16 protein-coding genes and 2 pseudogenes are annotated in these 23,397 nt (G+C 70.1%); 2 read left to right on the forward strand and 16 right to left on the reverse strand.

Annotated elements, in window-relative coordinates; genetic code table 11:
* Positions 1-28 precede the first annotated feature (28 nt).
* Positions 29-565 carry an RNA polymerase sigma factor gene (locus JW805_03285; GenBank protein ID MBN2971039.1) on the reverse strand — a complete coding sequence of 179 codons (537 nt, stop codon included), beginning with the start codon at positions 563-565 and terminating at the stop codon, positions 29-31.
* Positions 566-677: 112 nt separating this feature from the next.
* On the opposite strand from JW805_03285, the gene JW805_03290 reads away from it, so the two are divergent.
* Both JW805_03290 and JW805_03295 read left to right on the forward strand, forming a co-directional pair.
* Positions 678-1,841, forward strand: coding sequence for a glycosyltransferase (locus tag JW805_03290; GenBank protein ID MBN2971040.1), 1,164 nt, complete (start codon positions 678-680; stop codon positions 1,839-1,841).
* 8 nt (positions 1,842-1,849) lie between these two features.
* Positions 1,850-3,001, forward strand: a complete 1,152-nt coding sequence (locus JW805_03295) for an LptF/LptG family permease (GenBank protein ID MBN2971041.1) — start codon at positions 1,850-1,852, stop codon at positions 2,999-3,001.
* 3 nt (positions 3,002-3,004) lie between these two features.
* On the opposite strand, the gene JW805_03300 is transcribed toward JW805_03295, so the two are convergent.
* From JW805_03300 to JW805_03370, 15 genes and pseudogenes are all read right to left on the reverse strand, one after another.
* The gene (locus JW805_03300; protein MBN2971042.1) at positions 3,005-3,676 is read right to left on the reverse strand and encodes an energy transducer TonB; all 672 of its coding nucleotides are present in this window, start codon (positions 3,674-3,676) and stop codon (positions 3,005-3,007) included.
* Entirely contained in the window at positions 3,676-5,958 is a 2,283-nt protein-coding gene (locus JW805_03305) for a TonB-dependent siderophore receptor (protein ID MBN2971043.1), read from the reverse strand. The genes JW805_03300 and JW805_03305 overlap by 1 nt, the downstream gene beginning before the upstream one ends.
* 123 nt (positions 5,959-6,081) lie before the next feature.
* The gene (locus JW805_03310) at positions 6,082-7,413 is read right to left on the reverse strand and encodes a hypothetical protein (GenBank protein MBN2971044.1); all 1,332 of its coding nucleotides are present in this window, start codon (positions 7,411-7,413) and stop codon (positions 6,082-6,084) included.
* Positions 7,413-8,087 carry a response regulator transcription factor gene (locus tag JW805_03315; protein ID MBN2971045.1) on the reverse strand — a complete coding sequence of 225 codons (675 nt, stop codon included), beginning with the start codon at positions 8,085-8,087 and terminating at the stop codon, positions 7,413-7,415. The genes JW805_03310 and JW805_03315 overlap by 1 nt, the downstream gene beginning before the upstream one ends.
* 9 nt (positions 8,088-8,096) lie before the next feature.
* Positions 8,097-9,467 carry a TolC family protein gene (locus JW805_03320; protein MBN2971046.1) on the reverse strand — a complete coding sequence of 457 codons (1,371 nt, stop codon included), beginning with the start codon at positions 9,465-9,467 and terminating at the stop codon, positions 8,097-8,099.
* Entirely contained in the window at positions 9,464-12,565 is a 3,102-nt protein-coding gene (locus JW805_03325; GenBank protein MBN2971047.1) for an efflux RND transporter permease subunit, read from the reverse strand. Before JW805_03325 ends, JW805_03320 begins: the two co-directional genes overlap by 4 nt.
* A complete protein-coding gene (locus JW805_03330; protein ID MBN2971048.1) occupies positions 12,565-13,578 on the reverse strand; it encodes a hypothetical protein in 1,014 nt (337 codons plus the stop codon). Before JW805_03330 ends, JW805_03325 begins: the two co-directional genes overlap by 1 nt.
* Before the next feature lie 181 nt (positions 13,579-13,759).
* A pseudogene (locus JW805_03335) lies at positions 13,760-14,187 on the reverse strand (cupin domain-containing protein).
* A gap of 36 nt (positions 14,188-14,223) precedes the next feature.
* Positions 14,224-14,664 (reverse strand): annotated as a pseudogene (locus tag JW805_03340) (carboxymuconolactone decarboxylase family protein).
* Between the two features lie 414 nt (positions 14,665-15,078).
* Positions 15,079-15,996 (reverse strand): protein-L-isoaspartate(D-aspartate) O-methyltransferase, encoded by a 918-nt coding sequence (locus JW805_03345; protein MBN2971049.1) that lies wholly within the window; start codon positions 15,994-15,996, stop codon positions 15,079-15,081.
* The gene (locus JW805_03350) at positions 15,983-19,033 is read right to left on the reverse strand and encodes an efflux RND transporter permease subunit (GenBank protein MBN2971050.1); all 3,051 of its coding nucleotides are present in this window, start codon (positions 19,031-19,033) and stop codon (positions 15,983-15,985) included. Before JW805_03350 ends, JW805_03345 begins: the two co-directional genes overlap by 14 nt.
* Positions 19,030-20,049, reverse strand: a complete 1,020-nt coding sequence (locus JW805_03355; GenBank protein MBN2971051.1) for an efflux RND transporter periplasmic adaptor subunit — start codon at positions 20,047-20,049, stop codon at positions 19,030-19,032. The genes JW805_03350 and JW805_03355 overlap by 4 nt, the downstream gene beginning before the upstream one ends.
* Positions 20,046-21,386 (reverse strand): TolC family protein, encoded by a 1,341-nt coding sequence (locus JW805_03360; GenBank protein ID MBN2971052.1) that lies wholly within the window; start codon positions 21,384-21,386, stop codon positions 20,046-20,048. The genes JW805_03355 and JW805_03360 overlap by 4 nt, the downstream gene beginning before the upstream one ends.
* Positions 21,383-22,723: a HAMP domain-containing histidine kinase gene (locus tag JW805_03365; GenBank protein ID MBN2971053.1), complete on the reverse strand. Its 1,341-nt coding sequence runs from the start codon at positions 22,721-22,723 to the stop codon at positions 21,383-21,385. The genes JW805_03360 and JW805_03365 overlap by 4 nt, the downstream gene beginning before the upstream one ends.
* Positions 22,720-23,394, reverse strand: a complete 675-nt coding sequence (locus tag JW805_03370; protein ID MBN2971054.1) for a response regulator transcription factor — start codon at positions 23,392-23,394, stop codon at positions 22,720-22,722. The genes JW805_03365 and JW805_03370 overlap by 4 nt, the downstream gene beginning before the upstream one ends.
* Positions 23,395-23,397 lie beyond the last annotated feature (3 nt).

Genomic DNA, 23,397 nt, shown 5'->3' on the forward strand with positions numbered 1-23,397 from the left:
CGCTGAGACGCCGCCGTTCCGCCAAACCTCAGCCCCTTAACGCGCGGCGAAGGTGGACCATCGCAAGCGCGATATGCTTTTCCACCCCGCTGCGGCTGATGCCGAGCCGTGCGGCGACCTCGGCGTGGGGCAGCCCGTCGAGCTTGTGGAGCCGGAAGGCGCGCCCCGCCGCCTCGGGCAGCGCGGCGATCGCCGACGCCAGCAGCGCGGTCTCCTCGCGCTCGATCAGCGTCGCCTCCGCGTCCTTGGCCGGGTCGGCCGGTTCGGGTCCGGGGATCGGCGCGCGCGCTCCCGCCGCCCAGTCGCTCTCGCGCGCCGCGCGGCGCTTCCTCGCGGTGACGCGGTCGAGCACCAGGTTCTGCGCGGCGCGATAGAGATATGCGCGCCCGTTTGCGACCGGCCCGATGTCGGCCGCCTGGATCCGGATCCACAGCTCCTGCAGCAGGTCCTCGGCCTCGGCGGCATCGCCGACGCGCGCGGTCAGGAAGCGCAGCAATTCGCCGCGCCGCTCGACATACACCTGCGCCAGCCCCCCGGGCGCTGCTTCGGCTGTCAGCCCTTCCACGTCGAAAGCTGTGCACGGCGCGCGCGCTGCCGACAAGGGTGGATCGCGGCTGCGGTTCGGCCGGCCCGCGGCGTCTCAGCAATGGTCGGAATCACGATGGAGCGGATTGCCGGTGAGGATCGTCGACGTCAGCGCATTCTACACCCCCCATGGCGGCGGCGTGAAAACCTATGTCGAGCGCAAGCTGATCACCGCCGCGGCGCGCGGACACGAGATGGTCGTCATCGTGCCGGGGGAGGCTGACGAGTCACGCGAAGTCGCGCCAGGTGCCATTCTTGCGTCCGTCGCATCGCCGACGCTGCCAATCGACCGCCGCTACCGCTATTTCGGGGACGAGGCGGCGCTGCACCGCGCTATCACCGCTTGGCGGCCCGACGTGCTGGAGGCGTCTTCGCCATGGTCGAGCGCTTCGATGGTCGCGCGCTGGCCAGGCAGCGCGCCGCGGTCGCTCGTCATGCATGCGGACCCGCTGTCGGCCTATGCCTATCGCTGGTTCGGGCGGGTCGCCTCGATCGCGACGATCGACCGGCGGTTCGACCGCTTCTGGCGGCATTTGCGGCGGTTGGACGCAGCATTCGACGCGGTCGTGTGCGCCAGCGCCGATCTGGCGAACCGGCTGGCAGCAGGTGGGCTGCGGAACACGGCGACGATCCCGATGGGGGTTGAGCCGGGCATGTTCTCGCCACGCCGGCGCGATGCGCGCGTTCGCGACGAGCTGCTCGCCCTCTGCGGGCTCGATCCCTCGGCGACATTGCTCGCCGGCGTCGGCCGCTACTCGCCCGAAAAGCGCTGGGACATGGTTATCGACGCGGCGGTCGCGGCGGGCGTGACGACACCCGTCGGGCTGGTGCTGATCGGCGACGGCCGCAGCCGGCGGTCGCTGGTCGTCCAAGCGTCGGGATCGCCGCACGTCGTTGTCGGCGACGCCATCCGCGACCGCGCTGCGCTGGCGACGCTGATGGCGAGCGTCGACGTGCTCGTCCACGGTTGCGAGGCCGAGACCTTCTGCATGGCGGCGGCGGAAGCGCGAGCCAGCGGCACGCCGGTGATCGTCCCCGATCGCGGTGGCGCGGCCGATCACGCCGACGATCCGTCGAGCCGTCGCTACGCCGCGGCCAAGGTCGATGCGCTTCGCGAGGCGATCGTCGGGCTCGCCGACGCGCCGCGCCCCCGCACCTCCTCCCTGCAGACACCTGTCCGAACCATCGACGCCCATTTCGCCGACCTGTTCGGATTATACGCCGGCTTCCATGTGCCGCTGCGCGAGGCGGCGTAAGCACACAAGTGCGGACGATCGATCGCTACCTGTCGGGCATGCTGCTGCGCGGCTATGCGACGGTTGTCGTCGCGATCGTCGTCATGCTGGCGCTGGAGAACTTGCCTCGGCTGTCGAAGGCGTTCGAGCATGTGTCCGCGCCGCTGCCCCTGCTCGGCGCATCGCTCCTGGCGCTGCTGCCCGAGTATCTTGCGATCGCCAATCCAGTCGCGATCTATCTGGCGACGGCGTGGACGATCCGCTCTCTGACGCTGCGCGGGGAGTGGCAGGTGCTCGCGGCGACCGGCATGCGGCCGGCGCGCGCGATGATGATGCCGGTTTTCGCTGCGACACTCGCGACCGGCCTCCAGCTCGCGGTCCGGGCGGACCTTCAGCCGCGCGGCGAGCGACGACTCGATTCGCTTTTGACCGCGGCTCGCGTCGGCGCCTTTGGCATCGACATCCCGCTGGGCCGCGTCGTCGCGGTCGCCGAGGACACCGACCTGCTGGTCGAACCCGGCGTCGATAGCGGATTTCGCGCGTTCATCCGGCACGGGGCCCAAACGATGACCGCCGAACGTGCCGAGATCTCGCGCGATGCCGACGGAGCGCTGGTCGTCCTGTTGACTCAGGGTCGCCTGGTCGTAAGCAATGAGGGGCAACTACGCGCGACGACGTTCGGCCGGCTTACGCTCAAAATCGATGATCGCACGGCCGCACCGCCCGCGGTTTCCCCGGCCGATCGCATGGACCGCCTGACGTTCACCGAGTTGTGGCCGCTGATTGCCCACGAAACGGCACGCGGCGGTCGCGCGCCCGCGACCTCGTCGCTGCTGGCGCGGGTTCAGAATGCGCTGTTCTGTTTGGCGCTGCCGTGGTTGGCGCTCGCCTTCGCGGTGCCGCCGCGCCGCAGCGCGGGCGGACCGGCGATCCTGCTCGGAGTTGTCCTGATCGTGGTGAACCTGCGGACGAGCGCGCTGGTGGAGCAGCTCTTCTCCGACATGCCCGTCGGCTCGGCCGCGGTGCACGTGGGGGCCTGGGTGCTCTGTGTCGTCGCGCTGATCCGCACCGTGTCGTCGCGCGAAGAGGGTGCCGTCGACCGCCTGATCGGCGACATCGGGGCTAAGCTGGCGGCGTTGCGGTCGCCGCGCTCGCGACGCTTGTCGCCGGTGCTCGCCTGACCCTCAGCGCAGCACGAACGGGATTTCGACGAGCCCGCGAACCCGCGCCGGCACCCCGCCGATCAGCGTCGGAGTCCAGCGCCAGCGGCGCACCGCCGACCGGGCGGCATCGTCCAGCCGGTCGGAGCCGCTAGAGCGGCGAACCGATATCTCCTCGACCCGGCCGTCGACGCTCAGGCGGACGTCTAGCAGCACCGTCCCCTGCTCGTGCGCGCGTCGCGACGCGATCGGATACCGCGGCGGCGGCGCAGAAACGATGTTCGCGGTCAGGTCGCGCGACACGTCGCCCGGCGGCGCGGGCGGTCGCGGCGGGGCGGGGTCGGGCGAGCGCGGCGCGACGACCGGCGGTGCGGGTGGCGGGGGAGTGTCCGGTGCTTTGTCGACGACGATCGGGGGCGGCGGTACGGGCACTGCCACGCGGGGTGTCGGGGCAACGACTTGCGGCGGCGGCGGTGGGGCGCTGATCGGCTCGAGCGGCGGCGGGGGCGGAGCCAGGCGTACGTCGAACGTCGCCAGCCGGGTCTGCGCCAGCTGACGGATCGCATCGGGTGGCGCGAGCATCAGCACCGCGAAACCGGACGCATGCAGGGCGGCGACCAGCACCAGTGCCCGCCAGCGAGGCCGAGCGGGAACATAGCGCTCGCGCGGCGCCGCTCCCGCCCCTTCGCCGTCCATCAGAACTGCGCGGTAAGCCCCGCCTTGAACGCCGTCGGCGAGCCCGGCGAGAGGTTGGTGTTGCTGTTCGCGTTCAGGAAATAGCGTTCGTTTAACACGTTCTCGAAATTGACCTGCGCCCGCAGGCTGTCGCTGATCCGGTAGAACAGCGCGGCGTCGAAGCGCGTGAAGGGATCGAGCCGAACCAGATTGTCGGTCGCGGCGAACCGCGCGCCCTGATGGATCACGCCGACGCCCAGCCCAAGGTCGCCGATGTCGTATCGGGTCCACAGCGACGCCGAATGCTTCGGCACGTTGGGCAGGCGCTTGCCCGCAGTCACGCTCGCCGAGATGGCTCGGGTAAACTCGGCGTCGATGTAGGTGTAGGCGCCCATCACGCTCCAATCGGGCGTGATGTTGCCCGCCGCGCCCAGCTCGAACCCGCGCGACCGCTGCGCGCCGCCCAGCGTGTTGCCGAGCGCGGCGTTGTTGGGATCTATGGGCACGATCACGTTGTCACGGTCGAGCTGGTAAAGCGCCGCGCTGACGTTGAGGTCGGACAGCACGTCCCACTTCACGCCGATCTCGTAGTTGTCGAACTTCTCCGGCGCCAGGCTGGCGGTGTTGACGTTAAGCCCGGCCAGCTGGTCGCCCGCGCGCGGCTGATAGGTCCGCGAGTAGGCGCCGTAGATCGACGCGGTCTCCGCGGGCTTCAGGATGAGGCCCAAACGCGGCGACCACAGAGTGTCGGTCGTCTCAAAGAACGCCGGCGTCGTCACCGGCGGGGTGCCGCTGGTGCGGAACGCAGCGCTGCGGCGGTCGTCGAGCTTCACGTTGAAATGGTCGTAGCGGATGCCGGCGATGACCTGCAGCCACGGGGTCAGCTCGATCTGGTCCTGCGCGTAGACGCCGACGACCTTGGCGACACTGTAGTTGTTGCCGCTCGACGCGATCTGGCGCCAGATGACGTCGGGACGGCGGATGTTCGGCGCGGTCACCGGAACGAAGATCGTCTGCACCCCCGTCGCCGACTGTGCGGTGGGGAAGAAGCCCTCGAAGCGGATGTTGTCGGTGGTCTGACGCCCGAGTTCGACGCCGGCGAGCAGCGTGTGATGGATGCTGCCGGTATCGACCTCGGCGTTCAGGTCGGTCTGGCTGAACAGGTTCTTGCGGCGCTGCGCGTTGTCGTAGGCCGAGATCTGGACGACGGTGCCCGGCGCGTAGGTACCGACGGGCAGGCCCGGCGCCTGGGTGGCGGTCGCGCTGTTGGTCAGCGCCGTCGCGTTGATCGTGCCTGGAAACACGTTGCGGTAGAACTTGTCATAGTCGGCGTAGCGCAGCTGGCTGCGGATCGACACGGCGTCACTGAAGCGGTGCTCGATCGCGCCGGTCACCGCGTCGGTGTTGGTGTTCGTCGGGCTGTTCTCGGGGTCACCGAACACGGTCCGGCGGCTGGTCTCGAACGGGCCGATCACTTGCGTCGCGGTGATGCCGCCCATCCGGGCCTGCGCCGGGATGCCGCGCTCAGCGGTGCGGTCGTCCTGGAAATGCTCGTAGCCGAGGCGGAAGGTCGTGTCAGTGCCGAGCTTCAGCGCCAGCGTAGGGTTGACGCCCCAGCGATCAAAGCGGCCGTCATCGCGAAAACTGCCCGCATTCTGGAACACGCCGGTGACGCGCACGGCCGCGGCATCGCTCAGCACCTGGTTCACGTCGCCTTGCAGGCGGACGTAGCTGAAGCTGCCGCCCTCGACCCGCGCCTCGCGGCCCGACGTCCAGTCGGCCTGCTTGGTGACGCGGTTGATGATGCCGCCTATCCCGCCGCGGCCGAAGATCATCGCGTTCGGACCCTTGAACACCTCGAGCCGGTCGATGTTGTAGAGGTCGCGGTAGGTCTGAACGTCGTCGCGGACGCCGTCGACGAAGAAGTCGCCGGTCGTCGAATTGCCGCGGAAAACCAGCGTCTCGCGGTTATTCTCGCCTTGCGCGGTGGTGACGCCGGGGATGTAGAGGATCGCCTCGCCGATGCCGTTCGCCGCGCGGTCTTCGATGTTGCGGACGGTTACGACACTCACCGACTGCGGCACGTCGACCAGCGGCGTGTCGGTCTTGGTCGCGGTGGTGCTCCGGCTCGCCTTGTAGCTAGTCTGCGCCTCGCTCTCGTCGATCGCGGTGTCGCTGACAGTCACCGAGCCGAGTACGCGTTCGTTCTGCTGATCCACGGTCTGCGCCGCTGCCGAAGGCGTAACGATTGCGGCCGAGATGGCGAGCAGGCTTGCCTGCATCACCCGAACAGAGAGTGGCATTGAAATCTCCAACGACGTAATTGCGAATGCTTCGCAAACGCGCTTCAGCTTTACGCGAACGATTCGCAACCCCGCTTGGTACTGGGTGATTGAATTGTATTTCGGCCGTATAGTTTTGGTAATCTAGCTGCTGGCCAGTTCGACGAAGACCGTGAAGCCCGGCCCGGAGCCAAGGCGTGCCGACCCGTGATGGGCAGCCGCAATCGCGTAAACCAATGCAAGGCCCAGCCCATGCCCATCGGTCGAACGGCTGCGTTCCGATCGGCTGAACCGCTGGAAAAGGCGGCCAGCGTCGGCCGGATCGACGCCGGGGCCATCGTCGCTAATCGTCAAGGTGACGCCGCTCGCGCTGTTCCGCAGCGCGACCTCGATCGTCGTCCCCGCAGGCGTATGCCGCAGCGCGTTGTCGAGCAGGTTGCTGGCAAGCTGGAGCAGCAGCCGCCGGTCGCCCGGGACGGCCACGTCGCGGTCGATCGACGCGAGCAGACGATGGCCGCTCACCTCGGCATCCGGCCGATAGGTTTCGACGAGCTCGGCGATCGCCTCACCGAGTGCCACGTCGCGAAAGTGGCGTCGAACACCCATTGTCTCGACCTCGGAAATCCGCAGCAGGGCGGCAAAGATCTCGAGCAGTTCGCCGGCCTGCGCCGATGCCGCCGCGATCGCTTCTCGGCAGCCGCCGTCGTCACGGGTGGCGAGCGCCTCGTCGAGCCGGTTGTTGAGGCGCGTGAGCGGCGTCCGCAGGTCGTGCGCGACGTCGCTCGACACCTGCCGCAAATTTTCCATCAGCGCGGCGATGCGATCGAGCATCTGGTTGAGCGTCGTCGAGACGCGGTCGAACTCGCTGCCCGACCCGTCGATCGGCATCCGGCGCGACAGGTCGCCGCCGATGATCGCCAGCGCGGTCGTGTCGATGCGCTTCAATCGGCTGCGGGTGACGGCGCCAACGGTCCAGGCGCTGGCTACGCCGAGCAGCAGGATGGCGCCGAACGCCAGCGAGAACAGCAGCGTCAGTTCGCGGTCGGTCTCGTACAGCAGATCGCGATCCGCCGCCACGACGAGCCGGCCCCCGCCGGGAATCGCGGTGGTCAGCGACTGCGCGACGCGCCCGTCCGAATGATGGAGGAACTCCTCGTACCCCAGCGTGGCGGGAACGACGGCGTCGAGGGACCCGGCCACACGCCGCCCGTTCGCGTCGACTAGGATGTAGCCGAGGTGATCATAGCCCGCGATCGGCTCGCGCCGCCGGATCGCGGCGGCGACCGCGGCCAGCCGGTCGGCGCCGGGTTCCGACAGCAGCGCACGGGTCTCGGTCGCGGTGCGATGGTCGAGTTGCTCCTCAAGCGCCTCGTGCGTGACCTCATAGGCGGCAGCGCTGATGACGAGCGTCGCCAGCGCGAACAATGCGCTGACCATCGCCGCCAGTCCCGATGTGGATCGCCACCAGCGGCGCATCAGCCGCCGCGGATCATGTAGCCCGCGCCGCGGATCGTCTCGATCGCGTCGCTGTCGAACCCGGCATTGAGCTTCGAGCGCAGCCGGCTCAGGTGCGTCTCGACGATGTTGGTCTTCGGATCGAAGTCGAAATCCCAGACGCGTTCGAGCAGCATCGTCCGCGTCATCACCCGGTGCGGGTTGCGCATCAGTTCGGCCAGCAGCGCGAACTCGCGCGGCTGCAGCGTGATGCGCTGCCCGGCCCGGGTCACCGCACGACGTTCCAGATCGAGCTCGATGTCGCCGACGACCAGGCGATTGGGTTCGACATGGGCGGCGGGGCGGCGACCCAGCGCGTTGATCCGCGCGGCGAGTTCGGAAAAGGCGAACGGCTTGACCAGATAATCGTCGGCACCGCCGTCGAGGCCGTCGACGCGGTCCTCGATGCTGCCCATCGCGGTCAGCATCAGGATCGGCGCGGTCGTTCCGCCGGCGCGCAGCATCCTGACCATCGCCAGCCCGTCGATGCCGGGTAGCATGCGATCGACCACGATCGCGTCGAAGTCCTCGCCGGTCGCCTGGAACATGCCGTCGCGCCCGTCGACCGCCGCGACTACGGTGTGCCCCGCCTCGCTCAAGCCGCGCACGATGAATTCGCGGGTCTCGGTGTCGTCCTCGACGATCAGGATCCTCATGGCACCACCCTAGCGCGGACCGGGGGCGGACTGCCAGCCACCGCCGAGCGCACGGAACAGCGCGACCTGGCCCTGCGCGACGAGCAGGTCGGACTGCGCCTTCTGCAGCGCCGCTGATGCCCGCGCACGCTCGGCGTCGATCCTGAGCAGCGGGGCGGCGTCACCCAGCCGGACGCGCGCGGCGGAGCGGCGGGCGTAGGCGTCGGCTTCGCGCACCGCGGCGGCCAGCGCGGCGCCGCGGCGGACTTCGGCGTCCTGCCCGGCGAGTGCGGTCTCGACCTCGCGCAGGGCGCGCAGCACCGCGACGTCCCACGACCCGAGCGCGGCGCGTTCGGTCGCGCGCGCCTGTTCGAGCCGGGTGCGCGCCGGCGCCTGGTTGGGGAACGCCCAGGACACGAACGGCGTCGCGGTGGCTACAAGGTTGCCGGTCAGCAGGCCTATCGCTCCCCCTAAGTTGACGCGCGGGTAGAGATCGGCGCGGGCGACGCCGATCCGCGCTGCGGCGGCAGCCAGGCGGCGCTCGGCCTCGCGGATGTCGGGGCGGCGCAGCAGCAGCGCGGTGCCGTCGCCGACCGGAAGCTGGCCCGAGATCTTCGGCACGGTCGTGCAGGTCAGGTTCCATGTGCGCGCCTCGGCCGGCGGGCGGCCCTGGAGTGTCGCAAGGCGGTAGAGCGCGTTGGCGCGCGCCGCCTCGAACGTCGGCAGCGTCGCGCGGGTGCTCTCCAGCACGTTGACGGCCTGCGACACTTCGAGCGGGGATACCTCGCCGGCGCGCAGCTGGTCGCGGACGGTTTCGGTCGCGCGTTCCTGCGCGGCGACGACGCTGCGGGCGACCGCGGCGGCCTGGTTGGCGCCGCACAGGTCAACATAGGCGAGTACGGTATCGGCGACCACCGCGACGCGCAGGCCATCGGCGGCTGCGGCACTTGCGTCCGCGTCGGCCGCGGCGGCGAGCGCGCCCGAGCGCAGCCGCCCGAACAGGTCGGCGTCCCAGCTGGCGGTCAGCGCGATGTCGTAGTCGGTGGCGGGGACGTTCGAACTGCTCGGCTGGCCGGCGGTGTTGTCGACCGTCAGCCCGCTTTCGATGTTGGTCGTCGGCAGCCGCGCCGCGCGTGCCTGGCGCAGTGCCGCGCGGGCGCCGTCGAGGTTGGCGAAGGCGACCCGCAGGTCGGCATTGGCGGCGAGGCTCGCCTGGACGAGGCCGTCGAGCACGGGATCGCGGTACAGCCGCCACCAATCATCGGGCACGGGTGCGATCGACGCGGTGGGCAAGCCGGCGAACGGTCCGGTCGCAGCCGGCGGGGCGGCCGTCGGCGGGGGCGGTGGAGCGGTCATGCACGCGCCGACAAGCAGCGCAGCGAGGGGGGCGAGGCGCTTCATGCCGGGACTCCCGCCAGCGGCGAATCGGGGGCCGGCTTCTCCCGCCCAAAGCGAGCGTAGAGCGCCGGCATCAGGAACAGGTTGAGGGCGGTCGACGAGACCAGGCCGCCCAGGATGACTATCGCCATCGGGTGCTCGATCTCGTGCCCCGGCGCGTTGCCGGCGACGATCAGCGGCAGCAGCGCAAGGCCGGCGCAGGCGGCGGTCATCAGGATCGGCACCAGCCGCTCCTCCGCCCCGCGCAGGATCAGGTGGGGGCCGAAATCCTCACCCTCGACCCGGCGGAGGTGGTCGTAGTGCGACAGCAGCATGATGCCGTTCCTCGCCGAAATGCCGATGACGGTTACGAAGCCGACGAGGGACCCGAGCGACAGCACGCCCCCGGTCAGCGCGACGCCGACCACCCCGCCGACCAGTGCGAACGGCAGGCTGGTCGCAACCAGCGCGGTGATCCGGGTCGAGCGGAACTCCAGCCACACGAGCAGCAGGATGCCGACGAGGCACATCAGCCCGATCGTCCATAATTTCTGGCGCGATTCCTTAAGCGCGGCATATTCGCCCAGCACCTGCGGGTGATAGCCGCTGGCGAACGGCACCTTGGCGACCGCCGCCTCGACCCCGCGCGCGACCGAGCCGAGGTCGGCGCCCGACACGTTCAGCGTCACGTCGATGCGGCGCTGGCCGTTCTCGCGTTTGATCTCGTTCGGCGCGGGAACGACGCGGATGTCGGCGACGTCGCGCAGCCGGACCGGGGCGCCGGCTGGGGACTGGATCATCATGTCGGCGATGGCGTGGCGATCGCCGCGGATCGCGGGCTCGCCCCATAGCGCGACGTCGAACGACTTCTGATCGCGGTAGATCTCGCCCAGCTTCTGCCCGGCGACGAGCGTCTGCGCCTGGCGACGGACCTCGCCCGGCGTGAGGCCAAAGGTGGCGAGGTCCGCCGCGCGCGGGCGGATCTGGATCTGCGGCACGAGCACCTGCTGCTCGACCTTCAGGTCGGCGACGCCCTGGATGCCGGCGACACTCGCCTTCACCCGCTCGGCGGCGGCGCGCAGCTCGACCTGGTCGGGGCCGAAGATGCGAACGACCACGGTGGCGCCAGCGCCCGACAGCACTTCCTTGATGCGTTCGCGCAGATACGTCAGCACGTCGCGGAACAGCCCCGGATAGCCCTCGATCACTTCCTTGATCTTCGCCACGCTGGCGTCGTAGTCGGCCGCCGGGTCAAGGCTGATCCACAGCTCGGTGAAGTTCGGACCCACTACCTCGTCGGCAGCTTCGGCGCGGCCGATGTGCGCGCCGAAGTTGCGGACGCCGGGGATGGCGCGGAGCTCCTTGGACACCTTGATCGTGATGCGGTCCATCGCCTCGATCGAGGTTCCGGGCTTCTCGACCCAGTGCATCAGGAAGTCGGTCTCGCGGAAATCGGGCAGGAACTGGTCCTTGAACGTCGAGTACCCCACGCCCGCGAGCAGTAGCCCCGCAGCGACGACGCCCATCGCCAACCCCGGCCGCGCGATCATCCGCGGCAGCGTGCCCGCGTAGCGGCGCTTGAGACCGGCGACGAGGCGGGTGTCGCGCTCCTCCTTCACCGGCGCATTCGGCAGCAGGAACAGGCACATTGCCGGGGTGACGATCAGTGCCACGAGCAGCGACATGCCGATCGCCAGCACATAGGCGGTGGCGAGCGGCTGGAAGAAAGTGCCCGCCACGCCGCCCAGGAAGAAGATCGGCAGGAACACCAGCATCACGATCAGCGACGCGAACACCACCGCCGACCGCACTTCGAGCGAGGCGGCGAGGACGACGTCGAACGCCGGCTTCGGATCGGCCGATTCGCGGTTCAGGCGCAGGCGGCGCGCGATGTTCTCGACGTCGATGATCGCGTCGTCGACCACTTCGCCGAGTGCGATGACGAGGCCAGCGATCACCATCGTGTTGATCGTCGCACCCGACCACAGCAGGACCAGCCCCGCGCCGAGCAGCGACAGCGGGATCGCGACGAGACTGATCGTCGCCTGCCGCCAGTCGCGGGTGAACACGAACAGCACCACCGCGACCAGCACACAGCCGATCGCCAGCGCGCGCGTCAGATTGTCGATCGACTTCTCGATGAAGGTGGCGGGGCGGAAGATCGTGGTGTCGATCTTCACGTCCTTCAGCCCGGGCTTGAGTTCGGCGATCGCCGCCTCGACGTCCTTGGTCAGCTGCAGCGTGTTGCCGGTCGGCTGCTTCTCGACGATCAGCATGATGCCGGGGCCGTCGTCGATGATCGCGTTGCCGATCGGCGCGGCGAAGCCTTCGGTGACGCGGGCGACGTCGCCGACGCGAACCGGGGCGTCGCCCGCAACCTTGACGACGGTGCGCGCCAGGTCGTCGGCGGACTGCACCGCGCTCGCCTGCTGCACGGCCAGCCGCTGCGTGGGGGTATCGACGAAGCCGCCGCCGCCGACCAGCACCGCGTCGCCGGTCGCGGTGCGCAGTTCGTTAAGGGTGACGCCCGCCGCGCGGAGCTTGTCGGGGTCGGCGAGCACCTGAATCTGGCGGTCGCGCTGGCCCCACACGGCGACGTTGGCGACGCCGGGGACCGCCATCAGCCGCGGCCGGATGGTCCAGCGGGTCAGCTCGCTCAGCTGCATCTGGTCGAGCTTCTTGGACGAGATGCCGATCTTCATCGCGCGGCTGGTCGACGACAGCGGCGGCAGCATGACCGGTGGTCGCGCCGCAGTGGGCAGTCGGCCCTGCACCTGGGTCACGCGCTCCTGCACCAGCTGGCGCGCGCGGATCACGTCGGTGCCGCGATCGAACAGGATCGTCACCGACGAGAGGCCGAGCACCGACTTCGAGCGCAGCGTGGCGAGGTCGGGGACGCCGTTGACCGCGGTCTCGATCGGCACGGTGATCAGGCTCTCGACCTCCTCGGTCGACAGTCCCGGCGCCTCGGTCTGGATCTCGACGATCGGCGGCGCGAATTCGGGAAACACGTCGAGCGGCACATCGGTCGACGCGCGCACGCCCAGCACGACGAGCAGCGCAGCGAGCGCGAGGACGAGGACGCGCTGGGTCAGCGCGGCGCGGACGATCCAGGTCAGCATCAGTGCGCGACGCCGAATTCGGTGCCGAACAGCTCGGGCGCGCCGTCGGTGACGACCGCGTCGCCGCGCGACAGCCCGCGCGCGACGATCGCGCGGCCGCCCGCGGTCGACGCGACGTCGATGCGGCGGCGCACGAAGGCGTTCGCGGCGGTGCGGACATACACCCACTCGCCACCGTAGATGTCGCTGACGATCGCCGCGACCGGCACCGAGATGCCCGCCTGTACGCCCCCGCTCAAGGGGAGGGCGACGGCGACGCGCTGGCCGACGCGGTAGGCGCCGTCGCGGTTGTCGATCGCGAAATACAGGTCGACCGTGCCCGCGGTGGCGTTGGCCGAAGGCGGCGCCTGCACCGGGCGCGCGGCGCGCGGCGTGCCCTCGACGCCGAGCGGACGGACCTCGACCCCGCGCCCGCGCTCGACTGCGGCGACGTCGGTGCCGGAAACGGACACGCGTACCCACAATGTCCGCTGGCTGCCGAGCGACGTGATCGACGGCCCGAGCAGCCGCCGTTGCGCCACCGCCGCATTGGTGGCCGCCTGCGCGGTGGCGAGCGCCGCCGCCGCCTCGTCGCGCGCCCGGACGCTGCCCGCCTCCTCGCGGATCAAAGCTTCGGCGCGCCCCAGCGCGATCCGCGCGAGCGATACCTGTGCACGTGCCCGCTCGACCTCACCGTCGGCGGCGACCTGCTGCGTGCCGAGCTGGGCGATGTTGCTGAGCGAGCTGGTCGGCACCCCGCCGGCGGCGTTGGGCACGACGATCTCGCCGCTGGTCTCGCGGCGTGCTGTCGCACTGCCCTCACCGACGCGAACGATCGCGATGCCAAGCCGCTGCTGCGCTTGTGGCGTGAGCGTGAGTTTCAGCAGATCGGTCTCATGCGCCACAACCTCGGTGTGAGCGGCCTTCTCCGCCGCCTTCGGCTTTTCGTCACCGCAGCCCGTGAGGAGGACGGATGTCAGGACGACAATGGAGGGAAGCGGCCGGAAGCGGCGGCGTATGCGCGGTCTGGTCATGTCCGGCCGCTAGCGCCCAGGCATCGCGCCGTGCTTTCCGGCGCTATACAAAATCCCAATCTGCCAGTCGCGGTGTTCCGTTTTCGACGATCGGCCATGTTTTGATGCGGGCGCGCATGCCGCATTTTTGTCGAACGAACGGGTTTCCGGTCCACGAGTTGTCCAGACCCCGGTCGATCGCCTATCGGTCGCGAGATGCCGGCGAATCCCCCGACGGGCCATGATACTGGGCGTCCGCGACCCGCTCCAACCACGTCACGGTCTTTCCGTCCTGCGCCTCGGCGATGGCGACGTGCGTCACGTCGCTGTCGCGGGTTGCACCATGCCAGTGCCGGACGCCCGGGGGGGAGTCCAGACCACGTCTCCGGCGCTCATGACCCGCACCGGTTGGCCTTCGGCCTGCACCCATCCGCGACCCGATGTTACGACCAGAAGCTGGCCGAGAGGATGGGTGTGCCAGTTGCTGCGCGCACTCCGGCCGAACGCAACGGTAGCGCCACCGAGGGCAGCGCCGCCGCTTCCCTTGAAGGCGGAAGCCACCGTTACGGAGCCGGTGAAGGTGTCCGCCGGCCCTGCCCGGGGATCCGTCCCGGGCCGGTGGATTTCCAATCGACCTGTCGGTGTCTCGTCCGTTATCGTCTCGCCAAATGCGCGTACGGCGGCCACGGCCTTGGGCCAGCCGGCGTAGAAGGCGAGGTGGGTCAAGGCTTCGGCGATTTGCGGCCGGGTCAGCCCATTTTCGATCCCGCGCCGCAGGTGGGCGGGCAATTGCGCCGCGTCGCCGGTCGCGGCGTACGCAATGATGGTAACTAGGCGACGGTCGCGCGGAGTCAGATCGCCCCGTTGCCACAAATCGTCCAGGAGCACGTCTTTCGTGAGTTGAGCGAGCTTCGGCGCGAATGGTCCGATCGTGGTGTCGACCGATCGCGCTTCCGCGGTAGCGGAGGACGAAACGGGTGACGGCGCCGGGGCGGGCGCCCGCAACGTCGCCATATCGACCTTCCGCTCCGCAAACGCAGGCTCGATCGCATCGAGTGCCGACACGGCGTTCGGCCACCCCGTGTAGAAGGCGAGGTGCGTGACCATGGCTGCGATCTCGCCAGGTTTCAGGCCGTTATCGAGCCCGCGTCGAAGATGATTGGGAAGCTGCGCCGCCTTGCCCGTGGCGATCAGGGCCGATAGCGTGACGAGACTGCGATCACGCGGGCTGAGATCGGGGCGGGCCCACACGTCGCCGAACAGTGTGTTGTCGGTGTAGTCGGCCAATCCAGGTGCGATCGCCTGCATGGTCTTTGGCACGACCGAGGGAAGGGCCCGCGGTGAAGCGCCCTACGCGAATACGGCAGTCGAAACGATGCAAGGGGTGACCGCGACTGCACTAGCTGGCTTCACCGATCACCGCCTATTCGGGCGTCGACCGGCTCGCCATCTCGAACGCACGTGGATTTCGTTTCCAGGGTCGCTGATTCAACATCGCGAGATAAGCGGCTCGCATGGCGATCAGGTTACCGGCGCGTCGTAGCATTGCCGGATTGACCGGTCGCGCAGGCCCCGCAGGGTCGTGGGGCGCTCGCCCGCGCCGGTCAGCGGCACGAACATGATGCCGCCAAGCGAGCAGCGGTCGAGCGTCCCGTCGGCGCGTTTCTTGACCACCAACAGCAGTTCCTGCGCGGTGCTCGGCCCGATGGGAATGATCATCCGCCCGCCGACCTTCAGCTGGTCGATCAGTGGCTGCGGGATTGTCGCGGCGCCAGCGGCGACGATGATCGCGTCGAACGGGGCCTTGTCGGGCCATCCGGCAAACCCATCCCCGGCGCGGACCGTGACGTTGCGGTAGCCCAGCCGGCGCAGGCGCGCCCCCGCCTGCTTCGCCAACGGCTCCACGATCTCGACCGACCATACCGACCGCGCGAGCGGCGACAGCACCGCGGCCTGATAGCCCGATCCGGTGCCGATATCGAGGACGTTGGCGTCCGCCGGCAGCCGCGCCGCCGCGGTCATCAGCGTGACGATATAGGGATCGGAGATGGTCTGGCCGTAACCGATCTCGAGCGGCGTCGTCAGATAGGCATAGGGCTTGGCGGCATCGGCGACGAATCTTTCGCGCGGGATGGTCGAGACGACATTCAGCACGCGTTCGAGCCCGTCGTCGTCCGCCTGTGGGCTGGCTTCGCGGATGCCGGCGCGGATCTTCTCGACCATCGTCCGACGCGCGTCGGCGTAGCGGTCGGCGGCTGCGACGACTGGGGTGGCGACGAGTGCGAGCGCGAGTATGATGTGTCGGACGCCAAACCAAGTCGGTTCGCCCTGAGCTTGTCGAAGGGCTGCCCTTCTTCGTGCCGCGCGGACCCTGCCCAGAAGAAGGAGCGGTGCTTCGACGGGTTCAGCACGGACGGGGAGGGGGTCAGGCCGGCGCATCGCGGCGCTCCTCCGCGGGCGATAGCCCGACGATCGCCGCCGGCAGGAACAGCAGCACCAGCGGCACCGCGGCGGTGAGGCCGAAGATGATCGCGGTCGCCAGCGGCTGCTGCAACCCGGCGCCGCGGCTGAGGCCCAGTGCGAGCGGGCTGAGCGTCAGGATAGCGATTAGCGCCGACATCAGAATCGGGCGCAGGCGCTTCGACGCCGCCTCGCGTAGCGCGGTCAGCGTCACCGGCGCGTCGCGGTCGATCTCGGCCAGGAAGAAGATCACCAGCTCGGTGACCATCCCCACCACCATCGTCAGCCCCATCAGCGCCGAGATGTCGAGCTCGATCCCCGTTACCCACAGTCCGCCGAGCACCGCCGCCGCAGACAGCAGCACGGTGGCGATCGCCGCCGCGGTCCAGGCGATGCGTTCGAACAGGAAGGTCAGTAGCAGCGCGGTCAGCAGCAGTGCCGCTGCGAACACCATCGACAGGTCGGCGAAACTCTGCTGCTGCTGTGCGTAGAGGCCGCCATAGTCGACGCGGATCGACGCCGGCAGGTTCAGACCCGAAACGGCGGCGCGGACGTCCTTCATCGTCGATCCCATGTCGCGCCCCTCCAGCCGCGCGGTGACGGCGATGAAGGGGGCGAGGTCTTCGCGCGTCAGCTGTTTCTGCCCCGCCGAGATCGAAACGGTCGCGATCTGGTTGACGCGGACGACATGGCCGTCGGGTGCGATGATCGGCAGGCGGCCGATGTCGTCGGCGCGCGAACGGAGCGCGGCGGGGGCGCGGACGCGGACCTGGACCAGCTGCTCGCCGATCCGCACCTGCGTCGCCTGCGCGCCGCCGACCAGCGCGCCGAGCTGGGCGGAGACGGCCGACGGATCGAGCCCCTGCTGCGCGGCGCGTGCGGGATCGACGCGGATGGCAATCGCGTCGCCGGCGACGCGCAGGCCGTCGACCACCTCGACGACGCCGGTCACCTTGCCGATCGCCTGGCCCACCCGCTTGGCCGACGCCTCGAGCTGCGCCGTATCGTCGCCGAAAAGCTTGACCTCGATCGGCTGCGGCACCGCGGTCAGGTCGCCGATCAGGTCCTCCATCAGCTGCGCGGTCTCGATCGTCAGGCCGGGGACCTTCTCCTCGACTTGGGCACGCACGTCGGCCATCACCGCATCGATGTTGCGGCGCGATCCCGCCTTCAGCCGGATGAAATAGTCGCCCTCGTCCGCCTCGGTCAGCCCGCCGCCGAGCTGGACGCCGGTCCGCCTGGAATAGCTCGCCACCTCGGGCGTCGCGGTGATGATCGTCTCGACCTGGCGCAGCAGCCGGTCGGTGTCGCTGAGCGCGGCGCCCGGCTTCGCCTGGTAATCGAGGATGAAGCCGCCCTCGTCCATCTTGGGCATGAAACCCGACGGCACGTGGCTCCACGCCAGCCAGCCGAGCAGCGCCATGGCGAGGCCGAGGACGATCGCGAACAGCCGCGGCCGGACGAGCGCGCGGTCGGCGACGCGGTCGTAGCCGCGGCCGATACGGTGCATGAAGCCCCCGGCGCGCTCCGCCGCCTCGGCATCCTTGTCGCGCAGCCAATAGGCCGAGACGAGCGGGATAACGAAGCGCGAGTAGATCAGCGACAGCCCGAGCGCGGCGACCATGGTCAGCGCCAGCGCCTTGAAGAAGCCGCCCGTCACCCCGCTGATGAAGGCGAGCGGCAGGAACACGACGATCGTCGCGGTGGTCGAGCCGACCAGCGGCGTGCCCATCTCGGCCGCCGCGGCCAGCACGCCGGCGACGCCGCGCGCGGTGCCCTCCTGCATCCGCCGCATGATGTGTTCGAGCATCACCACCGCGTCGTCGACGACCAGCCCGACCGCCGCGGCCATGCCGCCCAGCGTCATCATGTTGAAACTCATGCCGAGCGCGAACAGGATCAGGCAGGTGCCGGCGAGCACTGCGGGCAGCATCAACCCGGTGATGACCATCAGCCGCCCCGATCGCAGGAAGAGGAACAGCACGGCGCCTGCGAGCACAGCGCCGAGCAGGATCGCGTCGCGCACCGCGCCCGAGGCGCCGGTGATGAGCTCCGACTGGTCGTAGAAGGTCGTCACCTTGACGCTCGGCGGCAGGCCGAGCGACTTCAGCCGCGCGTCGACGTCGCGGACGATCTGCACGCTGTCGCCGCCCGGCGTCTGGCGGACGTTGACCAGCACCGCGTTGCGCCCATCGGAGGTGACGCGGGTATAGGCGGGCTGCGCGGCCGGGCTGACCGTGGCGATCTGGCCGAGCGTAACCAGGCCGGCGCCGGTCGTCGCGCCCGCCTTGATCGGCATCGCCTCCAGGTCGGCGATCGAGGCGATGCGGTTCTGCGTCAGCGCCAGGTAGAGCCGGTGGCGGTCCTCGATCCGGCCGATGCCCTGCACGTCGTTCCCTTTGCCCAGCGCGGTCGCGACGTCGGCGAGGCTGAGGCCCAGTGCCTGCGCGCGCGCCGGATCGACCTCGACCACGAACTCGCGCGGGGCGCCGCCGAGCACATCGACCCCGGCGACGCCCGCGACGGCGGTCAGCGCCGGCCGCACTTTCAGTTCGGCGAGCTGGCGTAGCGCCTGACTGTCGAGCGATGGCGACGTCAGCGCGATGCCGAGCGCGGGGAAGATCGTCGGGTCCGATCGCCGCACGTCGAAGCGCGTGCCCGCGGGCAAGTCGGGCAGCACCGTCGCCAGCGCGCCCTGCGCGGCGAGCGTCGCCGCCACCATGTCCTGCCCCCAGGGGAAGTTGAGCGACACCTCCGCGGTGCCGCGGCTGGTGGTCGCGCGGATGCGCTCGACGCCCGGGACGGCACGCAGCGCGATCTCGATCGGCCGCGTGATCTCGGCCGCCATCTGGTCGGCATCGCGGTCGCCCGCGTCGACCGAGACGACGACGCGCGGATAGTCGATATGCGGGAACAGCCCGACCGGCAGCCGCGTCGCCGCGACGACGCCGCCCAGCGTCAGCAGGATCACCGCGAGCATCAGCGCGCGGGCGTGAGCGGCGAGTCCGCGGGTCACTTGGTACGCACCTTCATGCCGTCTTCGACCGCGGTGCCGCCTTGCGTGACGACCAGCTCGCCGCCGCGAACGCCCTTCAGAATCGCGACGCGGTCGCCCTGGCTCGCCCCGACGGTCACGTCGCGGCGATGCGCGACGTGGCCGGTGATGACGTATACGTACGGCTGGCCGCCCTCGTCGAGCAGCGCGGCATAGGGGACGGTCGGCACGTCGCTGTTGGTGCTGACCGCGACGCTGCCGGTCAGCGTCTCGCCGACGCCGATCCCGACCGCGGCGGGAATACGGACATAGACCGCGGCCAATCGCGTCGTCGGATCGACCACCGGTGTGACCGTGTCGACCGGCACCGCGAACGCCGCGCGGCCCTTCGTGCCCTCGATCGTGACCGTAGAGCCGCGCTTGAGGGCGTGCGCCACCGCCGGATCGGCGCCGAACCGGCCACGCAGGTCGCCGGGGCGGGCGATCGTCGCGATGACCGCGCCGGCCGCGACGATGTCGCCGGGGTTGACCGGGATGGTCTCGACGAAGCCGGCCGACATGGCGCGCAGCGTCAGTGCGCCGGTACGCCCCCCCAGGCTGGCGCGGGTGGCGTCGGCGGCGGCGGCGGCGGCGCGCGCGGTCTCGACCTCGGCGTTGCCGACCAGCCCGTCGGCGCGCAGCCGCTGCGCGCGGGCGAGCGCGGCGTCGGCGGCGCGGGCGTCGCTCGACGCCTTGGCGAGATCAAGCCGGGTCGTCGCGCTGGGCGAGAGCTGCGCGATCACGTCGCCCGCCGCGACCTGCGTACCGACCGGCGCGACAATCCGCGCGACGACCGCCTCCGCCGGCGCCGAGAGCGTCGCCTTCGCGCCCGCGCCGCCCTCGGCGATGCCGTAAAGGGTGACGCTTTGCGCCAGCGCACCTTGCTGCGCGCGCGCCAGCTTGACCAGCGCGACCGGGGTCGGGGTGGCCTGATCGGCGGGGGCATTGCCCGAGCAGGCGGCGCACGCCAGCAGGGCGAGGAGGGGGAGGTGTTTCATCGGGGCCAGCCTTCCATCGGTGTGCCGGTCAGCAGTTCGAGCGCGATGGTCTGTTCGGACAGGTCCTGTTCGGCCTGCGCCAGCAACGCGCGCTTGTCGCGGACCGCCTGTTCGGCGGTCTCGGCGGTGGCTGGGGCGAGGTCGCCGCGGTTTGCCGCGCGGCGGCTGGCGGCGGCGAAACGCTCCAGCGCGGGCAGGTCGCGCAGTATGGCGTTGCGCTGGCGCCGCGCCACCGCGATGCCGCCAACCGCCGCAGCGATCTCGGCGCGGGTCTGGAATAACCGACCTTCGTACTCGGCCTTCAGCGCCTCGCGCGTGGCGTTCTCGACCGCAATGCCGCCGCGGTTGCGGTTCCACAGCGGCAATGTGAAGTCGATCGCCGGGCCGACCAGCGTATTGCCCGCCGAGTCGCGATTGGCGTTGATCGTCAGCCCCAGCGTCGGGAACTGGTTCAGTACCGCGAGCCGCGTCGCCGCCTCCTGCGCATCGTAGCCGGCGCGAAGCGCCTGCAAGTCCGCGCGCTGCTCGCGGGCGAGCGTGAACAGCGCCTCGGCGGCCGGCGGATTGGGCGGCAGCGGGGTGGGAGCGAGGACCAGCGGGTAAGAGGGCGGCAGGCCGATCAGCCGAGTGAGCTCGAACCGCGCGGCGGCCAGGTCGCGCTCGGTAACGCGCAGCCGATCCTGCGCGTCGAACGCGCCGACTCGCGCGGCCTGGACCTGATCGGCGGCCAGGTCGCCGCGCCCGGCCGCGCGCAGCGTGCGGTCGAGCAGCGACCGGGTCGCGTCGCGGCTGGCGGCGTTGTTGGCTACTGCGCGCTCGAGTTGCTGGATTCGTACCGCTTGTATTCTCGTCTGCCCCGCGACCTGCCATTCGGCCCAGGCGAGGTCGAGCCGCACCTGTTTCGCCTGCGCATCGGCCTGCGCCCGCCGCGCGCCGCGGGTGCGCAGCGCATTGATGTCGATCGCCAGCGCATTGGCGAGGTCGAGCAGCGGATCGGGTCCTGCGACCACCTTGCTCACGCCGGTGCTGAACGTCGGATCGGGCAACAGTCGCGCCGAGAATGCCTGTGCATCCGCCACACCGGCGCGCAGCCGCTGCGCCTTCAGGTCGGGATTGGCGATCACCGCGAGCACCGCGATCGCATTGGCGTCGAGCGGCCGGGTCAGGTCGATCGCGACCGGCTTCAGATATGGTTGATCGATCGCCGCGCCATCGCGCGCCAGGATCGCGGCGACCGGCGGGCTCAGCACAGCTTCGTCGACGGTAGCCAGCGGGCGCGGCGTGTAACTCGCGCACGCGGTAGTGGCGAGAGCGGCGAGCAGGGCGAGCCACTTCATCGTTCGAATTTCGGCAGCAGGATGGTTACTCCCAACCCAGGATGATTGTCGCCGATCCGCATCGTGCCGCCGTGCGCGGCGGCGATCGCCGACACCAGGTTCAGGCCGAGGCCATTGCCTGGAGTCGACCGGCTGTTGGTCAGCCGAACGAAGCGACGGGCGATGCGTTCGCGATCGGCTTCGGGAACACCTGGGCCGTCATCGACGACGCATAGCCGGATGTCTCTACCTTGGGAATCGGCGAGCAGGATAATGGCGGTGCCCTCGGGTGTATGCGCCTGTGCGTTGTCGAGCAGGTTGATCAGCGCCTGCGCGATCAACTCGCGATCGCCGTTCACCCACAAGGTCTCGTCCACGTAGCAATCGAGCGTCCGTCCGCCGTCGACGATGGCGGGTGCGTAGGTATCGCCGATGTCGCGCGCCAGGACGGCGACGTCGACCGGGGCGAACGACCGTTCCAGCCCCCGCCCCTCGACTTCCGAGATGCGCAGGATCGCCCCGAACAGCGTCAGCAGCGCGTCGCTTTGCCGAACCGCGTCCTCGAGCCGGGCGGGGTCCGCCGGGTGTGCGAGCGCGGATTCCAGCGATGTCCGTAGCCGGGTGAGCGGCGTGCGCAGATCGTGCGCCACGTCGCTCGACACTTGCTGCAGGTTTTCCATCAGCTGCGCGATCCGGTCGAGCATCGCGTTGAGCGATGCTGCCAGCGCGTCGAATTCGTCGCCGCGCGGTCCGACAGGCATGCGCCGGTCGAGATCGCCCGCCACGATCGCCTGCGCCGTACCGCTGATCCGCGCCAGCCGCTGCCGCAGATAGCCGCCGAGGATCAGCGCGCCGGCGATCCCGAGCAGCAGCACCGCGACGAACGCGACGCCGAACAGGATCAGGATCGTGCGGTCGATCCGTTCGAGCGGTTCCGAATCGACCGCCACTACCAGCGTCCGCTCGCCGGGTAGCAGGCGGGCGAGCGCGCGCGCCGGATCGGCGCCTTCCTCGGGATCGCGGAACAAGATGTCGCTCCACCCGAGCGCCGGTCGCGGCGTGTCCAGCTGTCCGGCGACCCGCCGGCCGCTGCGGTCGAACACGGCATAGGCATAGCTGCGGCCGACGCCGCCGGCTTCGCGCACGGCGATCGTCTCGGTCAGTTCCCGCCAGCCCTCGGTAGCGAACGCCCTCGAGAGTTCGGCGCTTTCCTCGGCGATGCCGGCGTCGCGCTGCCGTCTGAATTCGGAGTCGGCGGCCAGGTAGACCGCGACGCCCAGCGCGACGATCGCCAGCGCGAACGCCGCCGAATAGGCGAAGGCGATGCGGTACGCGGCGCTCGACCGCACGCCGGTCATGTCCCGTGCATCCGGTAGCCGACGCCACGCACCGTCTCGATCGGGTCGCGGTCGAATCCTTCGTTCAGCTTGGCGCGCATCCGGCTCAGGTGGCTCTCGACGATGTTGGTCTGCGGGTCGAAATGGAAGTTCCAGACGGATTCGAGGAACATCGTGCGTGTGACGACGCGGCCGGCGTTGCGCATCAGTTGCTCCAGCAGCGAAAATTCGCGCGGCTGCAGCCGGATCTCGCGCCCGCCGCGCCGCACCTCGCGCGTCAGCAGGTCGAGCGTCACGTCGCCGACCGCGAACCGCGTCGGCACGTCGCTGATCGGCGGCCGGCGTAGCAGCGCGGCGATGCGCGCCGCCAGCTCGGCGAACGCGAATGGCTTGACCAGATAGTCGTCCGCGCCCGCCTCCAGCCCCGCCACGCGGTCGGCGATGCCGCCCAGCGCGGTCAGCAGGATGACGGGCGTGTTGATGCCCGCCGCCCGCCACCGCCGCAGCACCTCGACGCCGTCGATGCCGGGCAGCATCCGATCGAGCACGATAACGTCGAACGGTTCGACGGCGCCGGCATGCAGTGCGTCATTGCCTTCGGACACGCGCGACACAGCGTGGCCGAGCTCGCTCAAGCCACGCTCGACGAACCCGGCCGTGCTGTCGTCATCTTCGGCGATCAGGATGCGCAACCG

It is taken from the genome of Roseomonas aeriglobus (genome assembly GCA_016937575.1).
GTDB lineage: Bacteria > Pseudomonadota > Alphaproteobacteria > Sphingomonadales > Sphingomonadaceae > Sphingomonas > Sphingomonas aerigloba.

Coding starts and splice junctions, on each gene's coding strand:
- JW805_03345 (MBN2971049.1), bottom strand. CDS start 15,996: ATGCGCCGGCCTGACCCCCTCCCCGTCCGTGCTGAACCCGTCGAAGCA.
- JW805_03315 (MBN2971045.1), bottom strand. CDS start 8,087: ATGAGGATCCTGATCGTCGAGGACGACACCGAGACCCGCGAATTCATC.
- JW805_03310 (MBN2971044.1), bottom strand. CDS start 7,413: ATGCGCCGCTGGTGGCGATCCACATCGGGACTGGCGGCGATGGTCAGC.
- JW805_03330 (MBN2971048.1), bottom strand. CDS start 13,578: ATGACCAGACCGCGCATACGCCGCCGCTTCCGGCCGCTTCCCTCCATT.
- JW805_03365 (MBN2971053.1), bottom strand. CDS start 22,723: ATGACCGGCGTGCGGTCGAGCGCCGCGTACCGCATCGCCTTCGCCTAT.
- JW805_03300 (MBN2971042.1), bottom strand. CDS start 3,676: ATGGACGGCGAAGGGGCGGGAGCGGCGCCGCGCGAGCGCTATGTTCCC.
- JW805_03360 (MBN2971052.1), bottom strand. CDS start 21,386: ATGAAGTGGCTCGCCCTGCTCGCCGCTCTCGCCACTACCGCGTGCGCG.
- JW805_03320 (MBN2971046.1), bottom strand. CDS start 9,467: ATGAAGCGCCTCGCCCCCCTCGCTGCGCTGCTTGTCGGCGCGTGCATG.
- JW805_03325 (MBN2971047.1), bottom strand. CDS start 12,565: ATGCTGACCTGGATCGTCCGCGCCGCGCTGACCCAGCGCGTCCTCGTC.
- JW805_03305 (MBN2971043.1), bottom strand. CDS start 5,958: ATGCCACTCTCTGTTCGGGTGATGCAGGCAAGCCTGCTCGCCATCTCG.
- JW805_03355 (MBN2971051.1), bottom strand. CDS start 20,049: ATGAAACACCTCCCCCTCCTCGCCCTGCTGGCGTGCGCCGCCTGCTCG.